The organism is Paramuribaculum intestinale (assembly GCF_030759015.1).
Taxonomy (GTDB): domain Bacteria; phylum Bacteroidota; class Bacteroidia; order Bacteroidales; family Muribaculaceae; genus Paramuribaculum; species Paramuribaculum intestinale.
In genome coordinates this window covers 1,128,347-1,149,110 of record NZ_CP098825.1, presented here as the reverse complement: position 1 = coordinate 1,149,110, position 20,764 = coordinate 1,128,347, and the positions used below count along the sequence as shown (strand labels likewise).

Here is a 20,764-nt window from a genome sequence, read left to right as displayed (position 1 = left end):
GTGTGTTGTCAAAAGGTTATTGATCAGTTTACGGCACAAAATTATAATTTTTGTTCCACATAATCTGACACGCCGCCCATATATTTTTCTAAATGGGTAGCCGCTGCATGTGAAAGCTGATGTCGGTTTTATTCGAGATGTATCAGCGCCTTGAACCTCTCTACTGTATCAGGATCGCCTGAATGTTTTCCGCGGTCTTCGCTCAGTTTGCATGTCTGGAAGTAGAATGGCCATGACTCGGTTATCTTCACGGATGTGAGCTTTATCACAATATTCATTGGCCTGACATTTGCAAAATCGTTTGTGAAGTGCGTGCCTATGCCATAAGATGGCTGACATTTCCCCTCGGCATAGCGCTGCAAGGCTATCGCCTCGTCGACATCGAGCGCATTACTGAACACCACCTGTTTTGTCATCGGATCGATATGAAGCGAACGATATTTGGCCGTGATTTTGTCGAGTTGCTCATAATTGTCGCCACTGTCCACCCGCAGCCCCTTGAACATATTGGCGTAATCCTCTGAAAAATTCAGGCTGAATATATCCCACCCGTAAGTATCGTAGAGATATGTTCCCAATGCGCCACGGTATGTATGACTCCAGATGCGCATAGCCATGTAGTTGGCCATCTGTGGGCCGTACATTCCGGCTATGGCGCATATCAGCTCGTGGGCCATAGTGCCGACCGGAGTCAGATCATGCTTCATGGCCAGATACACATTGCTTGTGCCCACAAAGCGTCCATTGCCGCCATTGTCGCAGCGCGAACTTCCGGCGAGCGAGGCCACAGCCACATCCTGCGCCCGGAACGATGCGCGGCGACGTGTCCCGAAGTCACTGAACACACATCCACCCTCCACAAGACGTCGCCCCTTGGCTTCAGTACGCTGTCCGAACTCTGCATAATCAAGTCGGTAGGCATCTCCGGTCATGATATAATACAGCTCCGAAACCATTGCGAGCACCTTTACTTCAAGCAAAATGGTGCTGCTCCAGCTCCCCTCGAAAGTTATGTCGAGGTGTCCTTCGTCGTCCTGAAATACGCTGACCTGACGCGAATCGTATCTGAAACCTTTCAGGTAACTGTAAAACCAGTCGGGAATATAGCTGCACCGACGCTTCATGAAGTCGATCTCCTCGTCGGTTATGATCACCGATTCCAAAGCCTTGATCTGTCGACGCAGTTCGTCGGCAAACCCAGCCGGATACACCGTGTTGTTGCGGTCGTTGAAGCGATATTTCACCTGTGTGCGCGGAAAATTGTCTATCACAGCCACACACATTGTGAATTTATACAGATCGTCGTCTGTGAAATGGGTGATTATCTGCTGCATGGGTTGTATTTTTGTTCTTAGAGTGTGTTTACTTTTGACTTATGTTAAGATTTAGAGAATATGTTCGAGTCAATTTTTAGATTTTGTGAAGGAGTTATGGGGTTCCATAATGACTGAACAAAAGCTTAAAATTGGTCGAAAAGAGCTATAAAGATTTCATAAAGTTAAAAGTAAACATACTCTTAAAAATACAACGCTCAGATATGGCTGACGGTTTGATCCAGCGGCTTGCGCGAGAAATGATTCGGCAGCGGTCCGGCACCCGGAGCGGCATATCCGAGATCAAGAATCATCAGTATTTCCTCATGTTCGGGCAGGCCGAGCGCCTCATGCAGTTTGTCAGGATCAAAGCAGTTGACCCAGCATGAATCCACGCCACAGTCGGCCGCCGCAAGCATAAGATGTGTGGCCACGATCGAGGCATCCTCTATGCCCGAGTCGCGTGTGCCTCCCGGATATGTATATACGTTATTTTTGTCAAATGCCACTATCAACACCACCGGCGCTCCGTAGCGGCAAGGTGTCACAGCATCGATGGCTTCAAGCGACTTGGCCGATCTGGCCACATAGATATGCTGCTCCTGAAGATTTTTTGCTGTCGGCGCCAGCCGTGCCATTTCAAGTATCGACTGGATGGTTGCCTCATCCGGCACTCTCTCGGAATATTGCTTGCATGAATATCTGGTGCCCACCAGCTTGCTGAATTCCATATTATAACGTTTTGAGATAGTTGTAGATTATATCACTTACGCGCTGATTCCGACAGCAGTGGATCTATCAACGGAAAAATCTGCGGCGATGCAGTGACGACAGAGATATTGCGGTCATCGCGAAAAAAACGGTGTCGAGCCCCGGCCTCATCGGCTATCAGCAGAGCCGCGCTTACGTCCCATCTGTGGAGATTAAGTTCCCAATGTGCATCAAGAAAACCGGCGGCCACATAGCATATTTCAGTTGCGGCCGATCCAAGCCGGCGGATACCTCTCACCATAGGCATGACACGCTCAAGATTATCAAGATTGTTGTCGGAGGTGACATTTTTGTCGACCGGAAAACCTGTTGCGACCACTGCCCGGCTAAGACTGTCAATGGTCGACGGCTTCAGGGGCTTTCCGTTCAAAAAAGCGCCCTGACCTTTAACCGCATGGAAAAACTCGTTGAGATATGGAGCGAAAACAACTCCGATCACGGTTTCTCCTTTGTATTCGACACCGATGGAAACAGCATATACCGGCAGTCCGGAACCGAAATTTGTTGTGCCGTCAAGCGGATCGATCACCCATCTCCAGCCGCTGTCGCCATCAGTGGCGCCGCTCTCCTCCGACAAGATCGCATGTGACGGATAACATTCCCGTATATGGCTTATCAGCAGCGCTTCGCTCGCCTTGTCGGCAGCTGTGACTATGTCGCTGTCATTTAGCTTGGTATGTATATCAAGATCATCGCCACGGAAATATTTCAGAAGCAACGCTCCGGCCTCACGGGCCCAGCTCATAGCGTTGAGCGCTATGTCGTCGATCATTCGGTCCATAATCGTTGACATCATTCAATCGGCACCTGACGGCGGAATTCCTCTTTGAAAGATATAAGCGTTTCCGTGCGTCCCGCACCGATAGTCTGGAAATTGTCGCGTATTATCTGGAGCATGTGGGCATTATTGCGCGCATAAAGCTTCACCAGCAAATCGTACTTGCCTGTAGTGTAATGGCATTCCACCACTTCAGGAATATGGCGGAGCTGCTCCACGACCGTTTCATAGCTCGACGGCTCATTCAGAAAGAAACCGACGTAAGCACACGTTTCATAACCCATTGCCGATGGATTGATCAGCGATTCGAATCCGTTTATCACACCTGAAGCTGTGAGTTTCTGAATACGCTGATGTACAGCCGCTCCCGAAACATTGCACTCCCTTGCTATCTCCAGAAAGGGAACCCGTGCGTTTTCGGTCAGCATCTCGAGAATCTTCCTGTCGAGGCTGTCATATTGTTGTCGTCCCATATGTTTTTGTCAATTGTCATGCAAAATTAAATAAAAATTGTCAGCCCTACAACCCTATCTTATTGTTTAAGCATTCTTCCATCTTTGTGAAAAATGACCGAATAAATACGACATAAAGATCAAAACCAAATGTCGGATATGTTGTTGTAATATCAGGTTTCAACAATTGCAGACTTGCAAGTTGTCGACACATCAACACTTGTCTGCCGGTCAAATTTTATCATTTACTCTCATGAATGATCGCATTATTTGTCTTCTGTCTATGATATGCATCTATGCATCCGCATACGCACATGACGCCACCCTGCCGACCGACTCAGCCCACTATATCGGACATCAAGCCGTGGGACTCGTGCTCAGCGGAGGCGGCGCCAAAGGCATAGCACATATAGCCGTCATAAAAGCGCTTGAAGAAAATGACATACCGATCGACTATATCGCCGGTACCTCGATGGGAGCGGTGGTCGGCGGCCTCTATGCAGCCGGATATACTCCCGACGAGATGATGGCGCTTATCAAGTCTGAAGGTTTCGCCGACTGGTCGACGGGTAAGATTGATCCCGACTACCTCTACTATTTCGACCGCGAACCCTCCTCGCCCGCCATGGTCAAAGTCAACCTCGGATCGTCGGGCAACGGACGCCCTGTGTCGGTATTGCCTACCTCGCTGATCAATCCGTTGCCGATGAATTTCGCGTTCATGGATCTGTTCGCAGCCTACACGGCTCAATGCGGCGGCGACTTCGACCGGCTGTTTGTGCCTCTGCGCACGGTCACATCCGACGTCTACAGCAAACACAAGATAGTGCTGTCGCACGGATCGCTCGGCGATGCCGTCAGAGCGTCAATGAGTTTTCCGCTGGTGTTCCGTCCGATAGAGATCGATTCCGTGCTGGTATATGACGGCGGCATATATGACAACTATCCATTCAATGTGATGCGCACTGATTTCGCTCCGGATATAATGATCGGATCCAACGTATCCGGACCGGATAAAAAACCACAACAAAACAACGTGCTTCAGCAGCTTGAGGACATGATCATACAGAACAACGACTATGACATGCCGGCCGACTGGGGCGTCAGCATCAATGTGCCGGTGCGCATGTACGGTGTGCTTGATTTCGACAAGGCCGACACAATCTATGCCATAGGCTACCGTGCCGCCATGGAGATGATGGACTCGATCAAGACACGCGTGACCACACGCATCCCATCAGAAGTACGGCAGATCAGACGCATGGCGTTCAAGGCCGCCACACCTTATGTCAGATTCGATTCAGTCAGTGTAGAGGGTGGAACTTCACGTCAGAACGAGTTTATCCGCTATCTGTTCACCCACAATACACCGGACACATTCGGTATAAAAAGAGCACGCGACTCCTACTACAGGGCTATCACCCCGGGCAAACTGGAGAATCTTGTGCCACAGGCTGTTTACGACGATTCTACCGGCATGTTTAACCTTCGGCTAAAGGCCAACGTGAAAAACAACTTTCAGGTAGCCGCCGGAGGATACGTGTCAACATCAACTTCGTCTATGCTCTATTTTTCAGGCGGATATAACACGCTATCATTCAATTCGCTGACTACCAGTGCCAATATCTGGCTCGGCCAGAGCTATCAGGCCGCGCTCATCGACGCCCGTTTCAGCCTGCTCACCCGCATTCCTTCCGCCTTGCGCTTTCAGGCTGTAGCGTCGCGACAGAAGTTTCATGAAAGCGACGAACTCTTCTTTCAGGACAACATACCCATATTCGTCACCGATACCGAATTGTTCGGCAGGATAAGCTACGTCATGTCGGCCGGACGTCCGGCCAAACTCGAATTCGGTATAGGAGCCGGACTGATAAAAAACCGTTTCTTCCCGACCTCAGGAACCGATTTCCGCTCATCATTGCGCGATCATACCTACCGGCATCTTGTCGAAGGACGCCTGGGCTATGAATACAATACGCTCGACAATATCAACTACCCCACGTCAGGCTCCCACATCAATATCAGGCTGACAGGAGCCACCGGTCGATATCGATTCGAACCGGCCGGCACTGACCACACGGCCGATATAAGCCGACACACCATTATCGGACAGGCCGAAGTCAAGGCCACACATTATTTTACCATCGGGCGTAAAGCTGCTTTAGGCACGGAAGTTCAGGCATTGATATCCAACCGTGGTCTGCAGTCGGGCTACGGCGCCACGCTTGTCATGGCACCCTCCTACACTCCAACGCCATCGACCTACAACTCATTCAATCCGGCATTGAGAGCCAACTCGTTTGTCACCGCATCGATGGTGCCGATATGGAAAATAAGCTCCAGTGTGCAGCTTCGCACTACATTGTGTGCTTTCATGCCCTATCGTCGTATTCTGGAAAATCCCGATGGCACAGCGCGTTATGGCCGCAGATTTGGCACAGCACACTTTTTCGGCGAATCAGCCCTGGCATTCACTTTGCCTTTCGCCACATTGAGCGCATATGCCAATTATTGCTCATATCCGGCACGCAACTGGAATTTCGGCATCTCACTCGGGCTGTTTGTGCTCGCGCCTCGGTTTCTTCACTGATTTTTCGTAATTTTGCCGAAAACTCCATTCTGATCATGATTGAAATTATCGGCATTCTGGCTGCCGGCATCCTTGTCGGCAGGATATGGCGAAGTAATGCATGGCCGTCGAAAATCGCCGGACTGGTCACCGTGACAGTGTGCATATTGGTATTTGTGCTCGGATTTACAGTCGGAGCGGCTCCTGCCGTCAACAACGATCTGGCGGGAGTTATGGCCGATGCCGTGACGCTGACAGCACTCGGACTGGCCGGCAGCTTCACGGCTGTATTCATCCTGAAAAAATCATTACGCAAAGGTCGTTGATCCGCCTATTTATATCCATATAATAGTCATGAAGGGTAGTATTATAGTGCTTCTGTGCTTTATTGCCGGATGGATCACAGGGAGCTTGACCGGTGTCATCGATGGATTCCATAGCTTGTCGATTTGGCTATTGTATTTTCTGATGTTTCAGGTAGGACTTGGCATCGGAACCAATCCCGACCTGGGACGCATGCTCCGTTCGCTGCGTATGACCGACGTGCTTTTGCCGGTCGCCACAATGTGCGGCACACTGATTTTCACCGCTGTCGGTTCGTTTTTCATAAGCCGTTGGAATATGGCTGAATGTCTGGCCGTCAACAGTGCCTGCGGATATTATTCGCTATCTTCCATACTCGTATCCCAACTCAAAGAACCCTCTCTCGGCGTCGCCATAGCCACCCAGCTCGGCACTGTGGCTCTGCTCGCCAACATTTTCCGCGAACTGACAACGCTTGTCGGCGCCCCCTTGATCCGGAGATGGTTAGGTCCGGAGGCCGTCATTTCTTCCGCGGGAGTGACATCGGTCGACGTATGTCTTCCGGCCATACGCCGATGGTGTGGCCCATCCTATATTCCCTCGGCGATCATACACGGAGTGCTGATCGACATATCCACTCCTTTTTTCATATCTTTTTTCTGCTCCATCTGATTGCTGCCACATTTTCGATTGTCCGAAGCATAGTTTTCAAAAAAAACGTGTAAATTTGCATATATAAGAATTTGCTGAGTTTGGTCCTGCCACTACTATATATCGCATTATTGCAGAACCGGTCCTGGCTTTTTTTATAAACATCAGATTCAAGCATATATCCCAATGAACCCACTTCAGATCAGCGTCGACTATCTTCAGACAGCCAATTATGCGCTGTTTCACAACCATATCCCCGTATGCCACGCTATAGAGCTGACCAATATATCGGAGCGACCGGTCGACGGAATCACAGTGTCATGCACCGGAGAATTCATATCACGCTATGACAGCGAAACCATAGCCGGGATCAACCCCGGGGAAACCGTCAGGATAGGCACATTCAGCATTATTCCCGAAGCGTCCGAGCTTGCTTCAATCACTGAACGAGTCGTGACAGAGTTCACTCTGACTGTTACAAGCCGCGGAGCTGTCATCTGCGAAGGAAAACACGTCATCGAACTTATGCCCTACGATCACTGGACCGGAATAAGAACGCTTCCGCAGACGATCGCCTCATTCATAACACCAAATCACCCGGCCATCAACAGCATCGTGCTGAAAAGCGCCGAAATGCTGAAACGACTCACCGGGTCATCATCGCTCAATGAATATCAGACCGGCGATTGTAACGACGTGCGTCAGCAGGTGGCAGCAGTATTCGCCGCCATACATGGACTCGGCATAGTCTATCGCGGAGTGCCTGCCAGCTATGAGGCTGTCGGACAACGCATCACAATGCCGGATCAAGTCGTGGCCACTAAAATCGCCAACTGCATAGAATTGACACTGCTTATGGCCACTGTACTGGAAGCCATAGGCATCAATTGCGTGATCATATTTCAAAAAGGCCATGCATATCTCGGCGTATGGCTTGTCAACGACTGTTACCCGTGCAGCGTATGCGACGATCCGTCATATATAGAAAAAAAATGTTCGTGTGGCATCGACGAGATGCTTGTGATTGAATGCACACATGCCTTACATGAAAACGCTTCATTCGGGCAGGCTGTCAAGATGGCCGACGCCAACCTCGCACAATACAACATGTTTGAGCTGTTTGTTGATATCAAGAGAAGCCGCCTCGAACGGATATTGCCACTCCCATCCAGAATAGAGAACAACGGTGCATGGAGCTTCGACAACACCGGTGTAGAGCATGACTCATGTCTGCTTGATGTAAAGGAGCATGACCGGTTTGATCTGAGCCGGCTTGCCAACACCGGCAAAGAACTGACTAAATTCGATATGTGGGAACGCAAGCTTCTTGACTTCTCGCTGCGCAACACTCTTCTCAATCTGTCATTCCGCCGACGGTCTATACAATTGATCTCTTTCGATATCGACAGAATAGAGGATCATCTTCACGATGGAAAGGAATACTGTATCAAGTCGAAACCTGACACTGAATTACCCATGCCGCCGGCCGACTACGGATTTGTCAGATCGAAACTGTTCGAACCGCTTCATGATCTTATTCATGATGACATCGAGCACCATCATCTGCTCCACACTTTCCTAGCCGAAGCGGAAACTGTAAGCATTCTCAAGCATATCTATCGTACAGCACGCAATACAATAGAAGAGACCGGTGCCAATCCGCTGTATCTCGCTATCGGAGCGCTGCGGTGGTTTGAAACACCCAAGTCCACGATTCCGCGCTATGCGCCCTTGCTGTTGCTCCCGGTAGAGATGGTCTACAAAAAGAGCAATTATTATATTCGCACACGCGAAGAAGACATTTCGCTCAATATCACATTGATGGAATTTCTGCGTCAGAACTACGACATAACCATCGACGGTCTGCACACATTGCCTGCCGACAATAGCGGCGTCGATGTAAGGATGATATTCGCCATCATACGTGACGCGCTTAAAGAGCAGAAAGGATGGGATGTGGAAGAAGAATGCCTGCTCGGAAATTTCTCGTTCAGCAAGTTCCTGATGTGGAACGACATCCATACCCATCGCGAGCAGCTTGCGCAGAATGACATCATCAATAGCCTGCTTGCCAACCGACTGACTTGGACTCCCACGCCCGCAGCGACGGATCTTAAAAATATCGACCAAAGTGTCCCACCGACAGATCTGGTGCTCCCCGTATCGGCCGATTCCTCACAGATCGCGGCCGTCATTGAAGGGAGCAATGGCAATTCGTTCATACTCTACGGACCTCCCGGAACCGGTAAGTCGCAGACCATCACCAATCTGATAGCCAACGCACTTTACCAGGGCAAACGGGTGCTGTTCGTCGCCGAGAAAATGGCGGCGCTGAGTGTCGTGCAGAAACGTCTGGCCGACATAGGTCTTGATCCGTTCTGCCTCGAACTTCACTCCAATAAATCCACCAAACGCCATGTGCTGCAGCAATTGGAAAAAGCTCTGAAAGTGGTCCATATAGTTGCACCGGCAGAATTTACCGACCGGGCCGACAGGCTTTTTGCCCGACGGAAGGAGCTTATAGCATATATTGACGCACTCCACACTCCGGACACGATCGACGGGCTGTCGCTCTACGACTGCATAATCAGATACGAAGAGATCGGAAGCGAACCGCTTGAAGGATTCGTTTTTGACGACAATCTCGATGCGCTGCTGCAGAAAGAAGGAGTCAAAGGGATTGAAGATCTGCTGGGAGGTGATTTTGAAGCCGTACTTAAACTTGTCGGACAGCCGTCAGAACACCCCCTTAACGGACTTTGTATTGACCGCGACATGGTCATAGACAGAAATGAAGCAACCCGACGCATGGCCGACGATGCTCTCACGATCACAACGCTCCGTAAGGAGGCCGGCACCCTTTCCGACACAAAAGCATTACGCGAACGGCTGCTTCGCGACAATCTGCCGGCCATATTCAGCGAAGATCCTGCCACACTCCACCGCGAATGGCGGAGAGCCAAGTCAAAATGGTTTATTCCGCGTATGTTCGCCAAACGCAGTTTCATCAACTATCTCCGGCAGTTCAACGAATTCATCACTGTCGACGAAGTGGATCAGCTTATCGAAAATCTCACCGCATACCGGCGGCAGCATGAGAAGATCGACGACCTGAGGCATATACTCCGCCGCCACCTCAACATTGACATTCCCGAGGATGAAATGCCCGATATTTCGCTTCTCGACCGAGCGTCTGAACAGCTTGGGCGATGGTCGAGCCACCCGGAACTGATGCGCGACTGGTTTCACTGGTCGGAATACGGCGACCGGCTCAAAACTATGGGACTCGGATGCGTGGTCGACGTATTGGCTACACGCTCATGCGACATCAGCGCCCTCAGGAACGCATTTCTTAAGGCTCTTTTCAAGTACAAGACCGACGTGAAAATTAAAGGATCGGACACCCTTGCCACTTTCGAAGGGATGCTCTTCGACGAAAAAATAGCTTCCTACCGGCGTCTGACCGACGAATTCCAGACCATCACACGCAAGGAGCTATATGCCCGGCTTGCAGCCGGAATTCCACGGATGACCGACAACACTCCCGGCAGCAGCGAGATCGGGCTTCTCAACCGCAACATAAGCAATGGAGGCCGCGGGCAGTCGCTGCGCGACCTTTTCGACCAGCTGCCCACACTGATGCCGCGACTGTGTCCATGTATGCTCATGAGTCCGATGAGCGTGGCACAATATATCGATCTGTCGGCCGACAAATTTGACCTCGTGATATTCGATGAAGCGTCGCAGATGCCCACAAGCGAGGCTGTCGGAGCTATCGCGCGCGGCAATGCGCTGATTGTGGTCGGCGACCCGAAACAGATGCCCCCCACAAGCTATTTTGCCAACACTGTTGAAGCCGAGGACGCAGGCATTGACGATATGGAAAGCATTCTTGAGGACTGCCGGACACTCGACATGCCCTCTCTGCAGCTTTCATGGCACTACCGCTCACGTCATGAAAGCCTGATCGCTTTCTCCAACAATGAATATTATGACGGCTCGCTCATCACATTCCCTTCCGTCGACGACAGAGCCACCAAAGTGCATTATGTGCCGGTGACTGGATGCTACGACAAAGGTGGCTCGCGAAGCAACAGAGCCGAGGCTGAGTCCATTGTCAGCGAGATCGTGCGGCGTATTGATGATGAGGCCCTGCGCCGATACAGCATCGGGGTCATAGCCTTCAATGTGATGCAGCAGGGACTTATTGAGGATCTTCTGCAGGAACGTTTCGATCGCGACAGATCGCTGCAGGAACTGGCCTCATCCATGCCTGAACCTATCTTTGTGAAGAATCTGGAAAACGTTCAGGGCGACGAGCGCGACGTGATACTCTTCTCCATCGGCTACGGACCCGACCGGGAGGGACGTATCTCCATGAATTTCGGACCGCTCAACAATGCCGGAGGCGAACGCCGGCTGAATGTGGCTGTGAGCCGTGCCCGTCATGAAATGTATATATTCTCCACCCTCAAATCGTCCGACATAGACCTGCGGCGATCCAAGGCACGCGGCGTGGAAGGACTGAAACACTTCCTGCAATATGCCGAAACACAGGCATTGCCATCCACTATACTTACAAGTGCCGGACATCAGCGCACACTGATAGCCCGACAGATAGCGGACGAACTCCGTAAACGCGGATATGCCGTCGCCACCGACGTCGGCCGTTCACGGTTCCGTATCGACGTGGCCGTATGCAACCCCGATAGCCTCGGAGTCTACGACCTCGGAATACTGCTCGACGGAGAGGCATACCGCGACACCCACACCACACGCGACCGCGAAATAGTGCAGCCCGCCGTGCTTACGGCTCTCGACTGGAAGATAATGCGGGTATGGAGTGTCGACTGGTTCAACAACAGGGAGCGGGTGATCGACCGGATCATTGAGAAAATCAACACACAGTCCGGCTCCGTCGCTACTCCTTCTCTCAAGCCCGCATTCGACATTTCGGCCGAGCAGATCGAAAAAAAGAAATCAGCCGCTAAAAAATATGTCAGATACTTTGCTGGCATTGACGAGGCGATCAACATGCCTGATGCTGAGCTGATGCACAACATCATATCCATCGAACAACCGATCTGTTTCACTTATCTCTGCCGCCGCATCTCCAGTCTGCGCAATATTCCGCGTATGTCGCAGGCAATGGTCAGAAATCTCCGGATTCAGACCGATCGGTTCTATACCGACAACAGCGACGCATTGTGGATCAGCCCCGATGACAGCCATGAGTATGTATGGTACCGTTACGATTCCGGACGTGACATTTCGGATATCCCCGATGTGGAGCTGGCCAACGTCGCTACCGAAGTGCTGACCGAACAGGTGGCGATAAACACCGTCGACCTGATATTCATGGCGTCGAGAAAACTCGGTTTCTCACGTCGCAGCACAAATATCGACGCTGCATTCCAAAGAGTGCTGACCGATATGAAATCGTCGGACACAATCGAATATGTCGGAGAAAACATCAGGTTGAAGACACGCCAGTAAACAATCGATACAACAGTAATTCAGCATCATACAACCACCAAAGTCATCATTGGCAGCCGTGTTTTTCGTCACTTTGCTGCAGAATCCGGCGTTTTTGCGTAACTTTGCAGTAATAAGTGACTCGCAAAAAGCGCCGCAGCAGGCCACGGGTTACTGATATAAAAACTATTTTAGAGAGTTACTTATTGACCTTAAAGTGACACAGACAATAAAAAACATAGCGATAATAGGTTCCACCGGATCGATAGGCACACAGACGCTCGACATAGCACGCCAGTGCCCCGACCGGTTCAAGGTGACGGTGCTCGCTGCCGGCACGCGCGTGAACGATCTGATCGAACAGGCTCGCATACACCGACCCGCACTGGCTATAATTGCCGACCAAAGCAAGTACGCCGAACTGCGCGACGCCCTCTCTCCACTTGGTATAGCCACCGCTGCAGGAGCGAAGGCCATCGCCGACGCCATGGAGCGTGACGACTTCTCCACTGTGGTCACCGCCACGGTAGGCTACAGCGGACTCGAACCTACCATCAGAGCTATCCGCGCCGGCAAAGACATCGCATTGGCCAACAAAGAGACACTCGTTGTGGCAGGTGAACTGATCGACCGGTTGCTCTCAGCATCCGCGAGCCGGATCCTGCCTGTGGATTCGGAGCATTCGGCCATCTACCAGTGTCTGGTGGGAGAAGATCCCGCCACTGTCGACCGTCTGATAATAACCGCCTCCGGCGGACCGTTCCGCAACCACACCAAAGAGCAGCTCGCCGATGTAACCGTGGCCGACGCCCTTCGTCATCCCAACTGGAGCATGGGCAACAAGATCACCATAGACTCGGCGACAATGATGAACAAGGCGTTTGAGATCATAGAAGCACGATGGCTCTTCGGACTCGAAGCTGACCGTATCGAACCTGTGGTACATCCGCAGAGCATCATCCACTCCATGGTACAGTTCTGCGACGGCGCAGTAAAGGCACAGCTTGGCATACCCGACATGCATCTGCCAATCCGTTATGCGCTTGGCGACGCCACACGTATCGACAGCCACGAACGACGGCTCAGAATCGAGGATTATGCTGCGCTGACATTCTTCCGGCCCGACATGTCGAAATTTCCTTGCCTCGGACTGGCTTACACCGCTCTTGAGCACGGAGGCACCGCCGCTTGCGCCATCAATGCAGCCAATGAAGTGGCTGTAGCGGCATTCCTGGCCGGGCGCATCCGGTTTACCGACATTTATCAGGTCATCGAACAGACCCGCATGGCCACCACATTTGTACCCGCCCCCGGCTACGATGACTACGTAGCTGTCAACAGCGAGGCGAGAGCCAAAGCCGACGAAATAATAAAAACACTCTAAGTCACATACTATACTCTGACATAAAATGGAATCATTTCTCATCAAAGCGGCACAGCTCATTGTGGCACTGGCCTTTCTGGTCATCATACATGAGTGCGGCCACTATATCTTCGCACGCATTTTCGGCATAAAGGTCGAGAAATTCTATCTGTTTTTCAATCCGTGGTTCTCGCTTGTGAAGTGGAAACCGCGCCAAAAAGACCGCGCGACCGACGCACAAGCCAATGAAAAGCCCTCCTGGCGCGACACTGAGTATGGCATCGGATGGCTGCCGCTCGGAGGTTATGTGAAGATCGCCGGAATGATCGACGAATCGATGGACAAAGAACAGATGGCACAACCCGAAAAACCATGGGAATTCCGGGCTAAACCGGCATGGCAGCGTCTGCTTGTGATGCTTGGCGGCGTAATGTTCAATTTCATTCTGGCCATCATCATATATGCCGGCATAGCATGGCACTGGGGATCAGCCTACATACCTCTGCAGGAAGCCTATGAAGGCATGGACTTCGTAGAGGAAGCCCGGACTATCGGGTTCCGCAACGGCGACATCCCTCTTAAAGCCGACGGCAAAGAGATCGACTCATCCACAGGTGACTTCGCCTACGTAATAGCCTCGGCATCGAAAGTCGATGTGCTCCGCGACCATCGCGACACAGTAAGCATCGCCATACCCGAAAACTTCATTCTGAAGATCAACGAACGCGGAGGATTCATGTCGTTCCGTGTGCCGGCATTTGTCGGCCGACTGCAACCCGGTGGCCCCGCCGCCGAAGCAGGCATCAGGGAGGGCGACCGTATCATCGCCGTTGACTCCACCGCTACTCCGGCCTTTACCGAACTTGTTCCGGCGCTTCTCGCCAAAGCCGGCCGCAAGGCACAGATCACGCTGATGCGCGACGGACAGACCATGACTGTTGAAGCCACACCGACCGAAGGTGGCAAACTCGGCTTTCAGCTGAAGCCCATTACAGAAATTTACCCCACCGTTCGCCAGCATTTCAGTCTGTTCCAGTCATTCCCCAAAGGATGGGAAAACGGCACCGGAACTATGGCCAACTACGTCAGCTCCATGAAATACGTGTTCACATCCGAGGGTGCGCAGAGCATCGGCGGATTCGGAGCCATCGGCAGCCTGTTCCCTGAAAAATGGGACTGGTATGGATTCTGGCAGATAACGGCATTTCTTTCGGTAGCTCTTGCGTTCATGAACATAATTCCCATACCTGGACTTGATGGAGGCCACGTGATGTTCCTGCTCTACGAGATCATCTCGCGCCGCAAGCCCAATGAAAAAGTCATGGAATACGCACAATACGCCGGAATGCTGTTCCTCCTGCTGCTGCTCGTCTACGCCAACGGCAACGACATATTCCGTGCATTCAAATAAACCCACCCGATAATTTTGACAATGACCCGCTACAAGAACATAACTCTGCGCAAAGGCAAAGAGGAATCACTGCTCCGTTTCCACCCCTGGGTATTCTCCGGAGCCATCGACATACTGCCCGACGGCCTCGAAGAGGGCGATACGGTGACGGTGACTGCATCCGACGGCCGACTGCTCGGCACCGGACATTTTCAGATCGGATCCATCGCCGTCAGAATGCTGTCGTCGGCCGACGAACCTATCGACGAACCGTTCTACGCATCACGGCTCCGACAGGCCTGGATAATGCGAAAGACCATAGGCGTCATACGCCCCGACACCGATGCCTACAGACTCGTACACGGCGAAGGAGATTTCCTTCCGGGACTTGTAGTGGATGTCTATGGACCCACAGCTGTGGTGCAGGCCCACTCTCCTGCCATGCATTTTGCGCGCGACATCATAGCACGCGCTTTGGTGAGCCTGCCTGAAGCCGGTATATCCAACGTCTATTACAAATCCGAAACCACACTGCCGTTCAAAGCCCGCCTTGATCCGCAAAACGACTATATCATCGGAGCCTACGCCGGCAATGTAGCGACAGAAAACGGACTGAAATTCCATGTCGACTGGCTTAAGGGACAGAAAACCGGATTTTTCGTGGATCAGCGCGACAATCGTGCGCTGCTTGAAAGATATAGCGCCGGACGCCGTGTGCTAAACATGTTCTGCTACACCGGCGGATTTTCGGTCTACGCCATGCGCGGCGGAGCCTTGAGCGTCGACTCTGTCGACAGTTCGGCCAAAGCGGTCACACTGACCGATGCCAACATACATCTCAACTTTCCCGATGACACACGCCACCGCTCGCACGCCGAAGATGCATTCAAATTTCTTACCGATATGCCGCATGGAGCCTACGATCTGATAGTGCTTGATCCGCCGGCTTTCGCCAAACACCGCAGCGCCATACGCAATGCTTTGCGCGGCTATCAGAGGATCAACGCCAAGGCATTCGCCAAAATCGCCCTGGGAGGCATACTGTTCACATTTTCGTGCTCACAGGCCATCACCCGCGAACAGTTCAGGCTCGCGGTATTCTCGGCTGCAGCCGAGAGCCGGCGTAAAGTGAGAATACTGCATCAGCTCACACAGCCCGCCGACCATCCTGTCAATATATATCATCCCGAAGGCGAATACCTCAAAGGACTGATACTTTACGTCGAATAACCCCATCAATGTCAAATCTTACAATTATGGAAAAAATAAAAACCGCCACACTGGCAATAGCCATAGCCGCTTCATCGCTCGCATCTCCGGCCATGGCCGACGACTTCGATTATGTAGTCGACCGTTTTGCCGACATTCAGGTGCTCCGCTACAAAGTGCCCGACTTCGAATCACTGTCGCTTCGCCAGAAAATGCTCGTTTATCATCTGACCGAAGCCGCACTCGCCGGACGCGATATACTGTGGGATCAGAACAACCGATACAATCTCTCGCTCCGCCACCTGCTCGAAAACATTTACAGCAACTATGACGGCGACCGCAATTCGGACGATTACAAGGCGTTTGAAACATATCTCAAACAGGTATGGTTTGCCAACGGCAACCACCATCATTACTCCATGGACAAGTTCGTGCCCGCTTTCAGCCGCGACTTCATGGAAAAACAGATCGCCGCGCTGCCTGACGACAAACGACCAGCCGACAAGGATCAGCTGCTCCGCTACATATTCGATCCGGCGTTCATGCCTAAAAAAGTCAATCAGGTGGCCGGGGAGGATCTGATACTCACCTCAGCCGTAAATCTCTACGACGGAGTGACACAGGCCGAAGTGGAGCAATACTACGCCTCCCGCAAGGATTCGACCGACCTGACACCGGTAATGCACGGACTCAACACACGCGTGGTAAAGGACTCCGACGGTAAAATCGTGGAGCAGACCTACAAGATCGGAGGAGTCTATTCCGAAGCTATATCACGGATCGTCGATCAGCTCGAAAAAGCCCGTCAATATGCCGAAAACCCCGTTCAGGCATCGGTCATAGACAAGCTGATAGCCTACTATCGCTCGGGCGACCTCAAAGACTTTGACGAGTACTCCATACTATGGGTGGGCGATACCGATTCGCGTGTCGACTTCATCAACGGATTCATCGAAAGCTACGATGACCCTCTCGGCATGACCGGTTCATGGGAATCGATTGTCAACTTCAAGAATCTCGAAGCCTCACATCGCACCGAAGCCATCAGCTCCGATGCCCAGTGGTTTGAGGATCACTCGCCTGTCGATCCCCGCTTCCGCAAAGACAAAGTGCAGGGAGTGACTGCCAAAGTGATCACTGCCGCCATACTCGCCGGCGACTCATATCCGGCTACACCCATAGGCATCAACCTGCCCAACTCCAACTGGATACGCGCCAGCCACGGATCCAAGTCGGTGACAATCGAGAACATCACACAGGCCTACGACGCCGCATCGCACGGCAACGGCTTCAACGAGGAATTCGTGCCCGACACCGCCACAAGAGCGCTCATAGATAAGTATCTTTTTATTACCGACAATCTGCACACCGATCTGCACGAATGTCTGGGTCATGCATCTGGCCGACTGTTGCCCGGAGTGGATCCCGACGCCCTGAAAGCCCATGGCTCGACTCTCGAGGAAGCTCGCGCCGATCTCTTCGCCCTCTATTATCTGGCCGATCCCAAGCTTGTGGAACTCGGTCTGCTTGACAACCCCGACGCCTATAAAGCACAATATTATCACTATCTGCTCAACGGCCTCATGACACAGCTCATGCGCATCGAACCGGGCAAGGACGTGGAGGAAGCCCACATGCGCAACCGCAAGCTTATAAGCGAATGGGTGCTCGATCATGGAAAGGAAGCCAACGTCGCATCACTCGACAAGATCAACGGCAAGACCGTGCTCACGGTCAACGATTACGAAGCCCTGCGCCGACTGTTCGGAGAATTGCTCGGAGAAGTACAGCGCATCAAGAGCGAAGGTGACTACGAGGCGGGTGAAACACTCGTCGAAAAATACGCAGTGAAAGTCGACCCACAGCTCCACAAGGAGATCCTCGACCGCTACTCCAACCTCTCGATAGCACCCTATAAGGGATTTGTCAATCCTCGTTACGAAGTAGTGCGTGATGATGCCGGCAACCCTGTCGATGTGACGGTCACCTACACCGAACAGTATCCCGAACAAATGCTGCGCTACTCACGGCAGTACTCGACTCTCTGATCCATCGCACATCCGCTCGTGAGTGTGCGCCAAGCCGCTTTGCAAACAAAGCTGACATAAAAAAATGGTTTGTCATCCCGACAAACCATTTTTTTTAACCTTAAATCTAATACCATGAAAAAACACAGTGCAAATATAGTAATTATACTATCATAACACCACCATAGGAGAGTGGTTCGCGCATATCGCCGTTTTAACACACATTAACGCCGCCGATGCCTATATAATTAGTAACTTTACATCGCAAGAACGAAGCATTCACATCATCTATATTTCCTAAACGACAATGAACAACAGAATACTGGTAATAGACGACGAAGAATCACTCTGCGAAATACTCAAATTCAACCTTGAAAAAGAAGGATATGAGGTCAATTGCGCGTACAGTGCCGAAGAAGCGCTCACGCTTGACCTCTCGGTATATTCTCTGATGATTGTCGACATAATGATGGAACGGCTCAGCGGATTTGATTTTGCAAAACGCATCCGCAACAGCTCAGCCACCGAAACCACCCCCATTATATTCTGCTCGGCTCTCAACGGAGAAGACGACACCGTCATGGGGCTTAATATCGGCGCTGACGACTATATCACCAAACCTTTTGTCATAAGCGAGGTGCTTGCCCGCGTAAGAGCCGTGCTCCGTCGCAGCCAGTCCCACCGCCAGTGGACAATGTCGGCTCCCAAAAGCATCTACGAGCCCGACATCACATTCAACGGTCTGCGTATCGACCGCAACGAAAAACTATGCTATCTCAACAACCAGGAGATCAACCTGACCAAGACCGAATTTGACATACTGCTATTCCTTATATCCCACCGCAACCGCATCCACTCGCGCGAAGAGATAATACGCAATGTGTGGTCAAACGATGTCGTGGTCACCAACCGTACCATCGACACCAACATAGCCCGTCTGCGCAAAAAGATAGGAAGCTACGGCGACAACATCGTGACCCGTCTCGGTTTCGGATATGGCTTCAAAGAGACAGTTTAGTTACCGCTGGCGACTGTTCATCCCCATGCTGGTACTGATGTGGACCGGCATGCTCGTACTGCTGTATCAGCAGTATAAACATGAATCGGCCATACGCACCGAACAGATCAGCAAGGAACTGAAGTTTATCAACAGCCGCATCATCAATGCCTATAAAAACGACATTGACATGCGGCCGTTCATGAACTTCATCAACGACTACTTCGCCAACTCCATGTACGAAGGCATTTCGGTATGCGTCTACGACAAGGAGGGGCGACTGATCTACAATGCCGGCGACACACCCATCATACAGGACTTCTCGGAAGCCGCCGAACGCGCCGAATTCCGCGAAGCCGAAGCCACCGGCGAAGGATCAAACGAATATCAGGAAGACGACCAGTTCTTCTACTCCGCCGCACTGAAAAGCAACGACGGGAAGATCTACGTGCAGACTACCGTACCCTACACCATGACCATCGGCGAGGCCATCAGAGCCAATACCAACTTCTGGATCATATTTGTGATATTCGTGGCCATGGGAGGAATCTGCTACTTCTCCACACGATATCTGACAAAAAACATCGGACTACTGCGCGACTTCGCCACCAAAGCCGCCGACAACATCGAGACCGTCGACGAAACCGACTTCCCCCACGACGAACTCGGCGACATATCACGAAAGATCATCAAGCTCTACCGCGACAAAGCCGACGCTGTCAAGAAAAGCGAACGCGAGCACAAGATCGCCCTTCATGCAGTAGAGGAAAAAGCCCGCATAAAACGACAGCTCACCAACAACATCAACCACGAGCTGAAAACGCCTGTAGGAGTCATCAAAGGCTACCTCGACACCATCGCGTCAAACCCCGACATGGACACACCCACAAGGCAACGCTTCATAAGCCGCGCGCAGGACAACGTGGAACGCCTGTGCATCCTGCTCGGAGATGTATCCACCATGACACGCCTTGAAGAAGGCACTGGAAATATACCGGTAAAGGAAATCGACTTCCACGACATCGTTTTCACTATCGAAAACGACCTGACTGCATCAGGAATCAACGGCAACATGAAGTTCAGCTACAATCTGCCCCTCGACTGCATGATCAGAGGAAATGCCACTCTCCTCACCGGAATGATCTCCAACCTCATCAAAAACGCCGCTATCCACTCCGGCGGAACCGAAATGGGACTCGACCTGATAGTCGAATCCGAGCGCTACTACACATTCCGTTTCTACGACAACGGCACCGGTGTAGATCCGCAGCATCTGCCTCATCTCTTCGAACGTTTCTACCGGATCGATGCCGGACGCTCGCGCAAGGTCGGTGGGACAGGACTCGGACTGCCCATCGTCAAAAACACCGTCGAGGCTCTTGGGGGAAGCATTTCAGTACACAACGGCCCGATGGGCGGACTCGAATTCCTCTTCACATTAGAAAAATGGAAAGACTGACTTCGGA

At 51.8% G+C, this 20,764-nt stretch carries 14 protein-coding genes; 10 read left to right on the top strand and 4 right to left on the bottom strand.

The window, feature by feature from the left end; translation table 11 throughout:
* Positions 1 to 128: 128 nt before the first annotated feature.
* From pncB to NF347_RS05040, 4 genes are all read right to left on the bottom strand, one after another.
* The gene (gene pncB / locus NF347_RS05055) at positions 129 to 1,334 is read right to left on the bottom strand and encodes a nicotinate phosphoribosyltransferase (RefSeq protein WP_107035845.1); all 1,206 of its coding nucleotides are present in this window, start codon (positions 1,332 to 1,334) and stop codon (positions 129 to 131) included.
* 197 nt (positions 1,335 to 1,531) lie between these two features.
* Positions 1,532 to 2,044 carry a nitroreductase family protein gene (locus NF347_RS05050; protein WP_107035844.1) on the bottom strand — a complete coding sequence of 171 codons (513 nt, stop codon included), beginning with the start codon at positions 2,042 to 2,044 and terminating at the stop codon, positions 1,532 to 1,534.
* Positions 2,045 to 2,076: 32 nt separating this feature from the next.
* Positions 2,077 to 2,865: an inositol monophosphatase family protein gene (locus NF347_RS05045; RefSeq protein ID WP_107035861.1), complete on the bottom strand. Its 789-nt coding sequence runs from the start codon at positions 2,863 to 2,865 to the stop codon at positions 2,077 to 2,079.
* A gap of 11 nt (positions 2,866 to 2,876) precedes the next feature.
* On the bottom strand, positions 2,877 to 3,335 hold the full coding sequence (locus NF347_RS05040) for an Lrp/AsnC family transcriptional regulator (protein WP_107035843.1): 459 nt from the start codon (positions 3,333 to 3,335) through the stop codon (positions 2,877 to 2,879).
* A 262-nt stretch (positions 3,336 to 3,597) separates the two neighbouring features.
* On the opposite strand from NF347_RS05040, the gene NF347_RS05035 reads away from it, so the two are divergent.
* The 10 genes from NF347_RS05035 (at position 3,598) to NF347_RS04990 (ending at position 20,757) form a co-directional block, all read left to right on the top strand.
* Positions 3,598 to 5,904: a patatin-like phospholipase family protein gene (locus tag NF347_RS05035; protein WP_161953399.1), complete on the top strand. Its 2,307-nt coding sequence runs from the start codon at positions 3,598 to 3,600 to the stop codon at positions 5,902 to 5,904.
* A 35-nt stretch (positions 5,905 to 5,939) separates the two neighbouring features.
* Entirely contained in the window at positions 5,940 to 6,209 is a 270-nt protein-coding gene (locus NF347_RS05030) for a hypothetical protein (RefSeq protein ID WP_107681512.1), read from the top strand.
* Positions 6,210 to 6,237: 28 nt separating this feature from the next.
* The gene (locus NF347_RS05025; protein ID WP_107035840.1) at positions 6,238 to 6,858 is read left to right on the top strand and encodes a lysine exporter LysO family protein; all 621 of its coding nucleotides are present in this window, start codon (positions 6,238 to 6,240) and stop codon (positions 6,856 to 6,858) included.
* 165 nt (positions 6,859 to 7,023) lie between these two features.
* The gene (locus NF347_RS05020) at positions 7,024 to 12,333 is read left to right on the top strand and encodes a DUF4011 domain-containing protein (protein WP_107035839.1); all 5,310 of its coding nucleotides are present in this window, start codon (positions 7,024 to 7,026) and stop codon (positions 12,331 to 12,333) included.
* A 196-nt stretch (positions 12,334 to 12,529) separates the two neighbouring features.
* The gene (locus NF347_RS05015; protein WP_107681513.1) at positions 12,530 to 13,696 is read left to right on the top strand and encodes a 1-deoxy-D-xylulose-5-phosphate reductoisomerase; all 1,167 of its coding nucleotides are present in this window, start codon (positions 12,530 to 12,532) and stop codon (positions 13,694 to 13,696) included.
* A gap of 25 nt (positions 13,697 to 13,721) precedes the next feature.
* Positions 13,722 to 15,086, top strand: a complete 1,365-nt coding sequence (rseP, locus tag NF347_RS05010) for an RIP metalloprotease RseP (RefSeq protein ID WP_107035837.1) — start codon at positions 13,722 to 13,724, stop codon at positions 15,084 to 15,086.
* Positions 15,087 to 15,107: 21 nt separating this feature from the next.
* The gene (locus NF347_RS05005) at positions 15,108 to 16,295 is read left to right on the top strand and encodes a class I SAM-dependent rRNA methyltransferase (protein ID WP_107035836.1); all 1,188 of its coding nucleotides are present in this window, start codon (positions 15,108 to 15,110) and stop codon (positions 16,293 to 16,295) included.
* Positions 16,296 to 16,321: 26 nt separating this feature from the next.
* Positions 16,322 to 18,322 carry a dipeptidyl-peptidase 3 family protein gene (locus tag NF347_RS05000; RefSeq protein ID WP_107035860.1) on the top strand — a complete coding sequence of 667 codons (2,001 nt, stop codon included), beginning with the start codon at positions 16,322 to 16,324 and terminating at the stop codon, positions 18,320 to 18,322.
* Between the two features lie 286 nt (positions 18,323 to 18,608).
* Positions 18,609 to 19,319, top strand: coding sequence for a response regulator transcription factor (locus NF347_RS04995; RefSeq protein ID WP_107035835.1), 711 nt, complete (start codon positions 18,609 to 18,611; stop codon positions 19,317 to 19,319).
* Complete coding sequence (locus tag NF347_RS04990) at positions 19,297 to 20,757, top strand: sensor histidine kinase (RefSeq protein ID WP_107035834.1); 1,461 nt, start codon at positions 19,297 to 19,299, stop codon at positions 20,755 to 20,757. The genes NF347_RS04995 and NF347_RS04990 overlap by 23 nt, the downstream gene beginning before the upstream one ends.
* Positions 20,758 to 20,764 lie beyond the last annotated feature (7 nt).

Bases quoted from the DNA above. Each gene is read 5' to 3' on its own strand.
- NF347_RS05035 (WP_161953399.1), top strand. From the start codon at position 3,598: ATGATATGCATCTATGCATCCGCATACGCACATGACGCCACCCTGCCG.
- NF347_RS05050 (WP_107035844.1), bottom strand. From the start codon at position 2,044: ATGGAATTCAGCAAGCTGGTGGGCACCAGATATTCATGCAAGCAATAT.
- NF347_RS05045 (WP_107035861.1), bottom strand. From the start codon at position 2,865: ATGGACCGAATGATCGACGACATAGCGCTCAACGCTATGAGCTGGGCC.
- NF347_RS05000 (WP_107035860.1), top strand. From the start codon at position 16,322: ATGGAAAAAATAAAAACCGCCACACTGGCAATAGCCATAGCCGCTTCA.
- NF347_RS05020 (WP_107035839.1), top strand. From the start codon at position 7,024: ATGAACCCACTTCAGATCAGCGTCGACTATCTTCAGACAGCCAATTAT.
- pncB (WP_107035845.1), bottom strand. From the start codon at position 1,334: ATGCAGCAGATAATCACCCATTTCACAGACGACGATCTGTATAAATTC.
- NF347_RS04990 (WP_107035834.1), top strand. From the start codon at position 19,297: ATGGCTTCAAAGAGACAGTTTAGTTACCGCTGGCGACTGTTCATCCCC.
- NF347_RS04995 (WP_107035835.1), top strand. From the start codon at position 18,609: ATGAACAACAGAATACTGGTAATAGACGACGAAGAATCACTCTGCGAA.
- NF347_RS05030 (WP_107681512.1), top strand. From the start codon at position 5,940: ATGATTGAAATTATCGGCATTCTGGCTGCCGGCATCCTTGTCGGCAGG.
- NF347_RS05025 (WP_107035840.1), top strand. From the start codon at position 6,238: ATGAAGGGTAGTATTATAGTGCTTCTGTGCTTTATTGCCGGATGGATC.
- rseP (WP_107035837.1), top strand. From the start codon at position 13,722: ATGGAATCATTTCTCATCAAAGCGGCACAGCTCATTGTGGCACTGGCC.
- NF347_RS05040 (WP_107035843.1), bottom strand. From the start codon at position 3,335: ATGGGACGACAACAATATGACAGCCTCGACAGGAAGATTCTCGAGATG.
- NF347_RS05005 (WP_107035836.1), top strand. From the start codon at position 15,108: ATGACCCGCTACAAGAACATAACTCTGCGCAAAGGCAAAGAGGAATCA.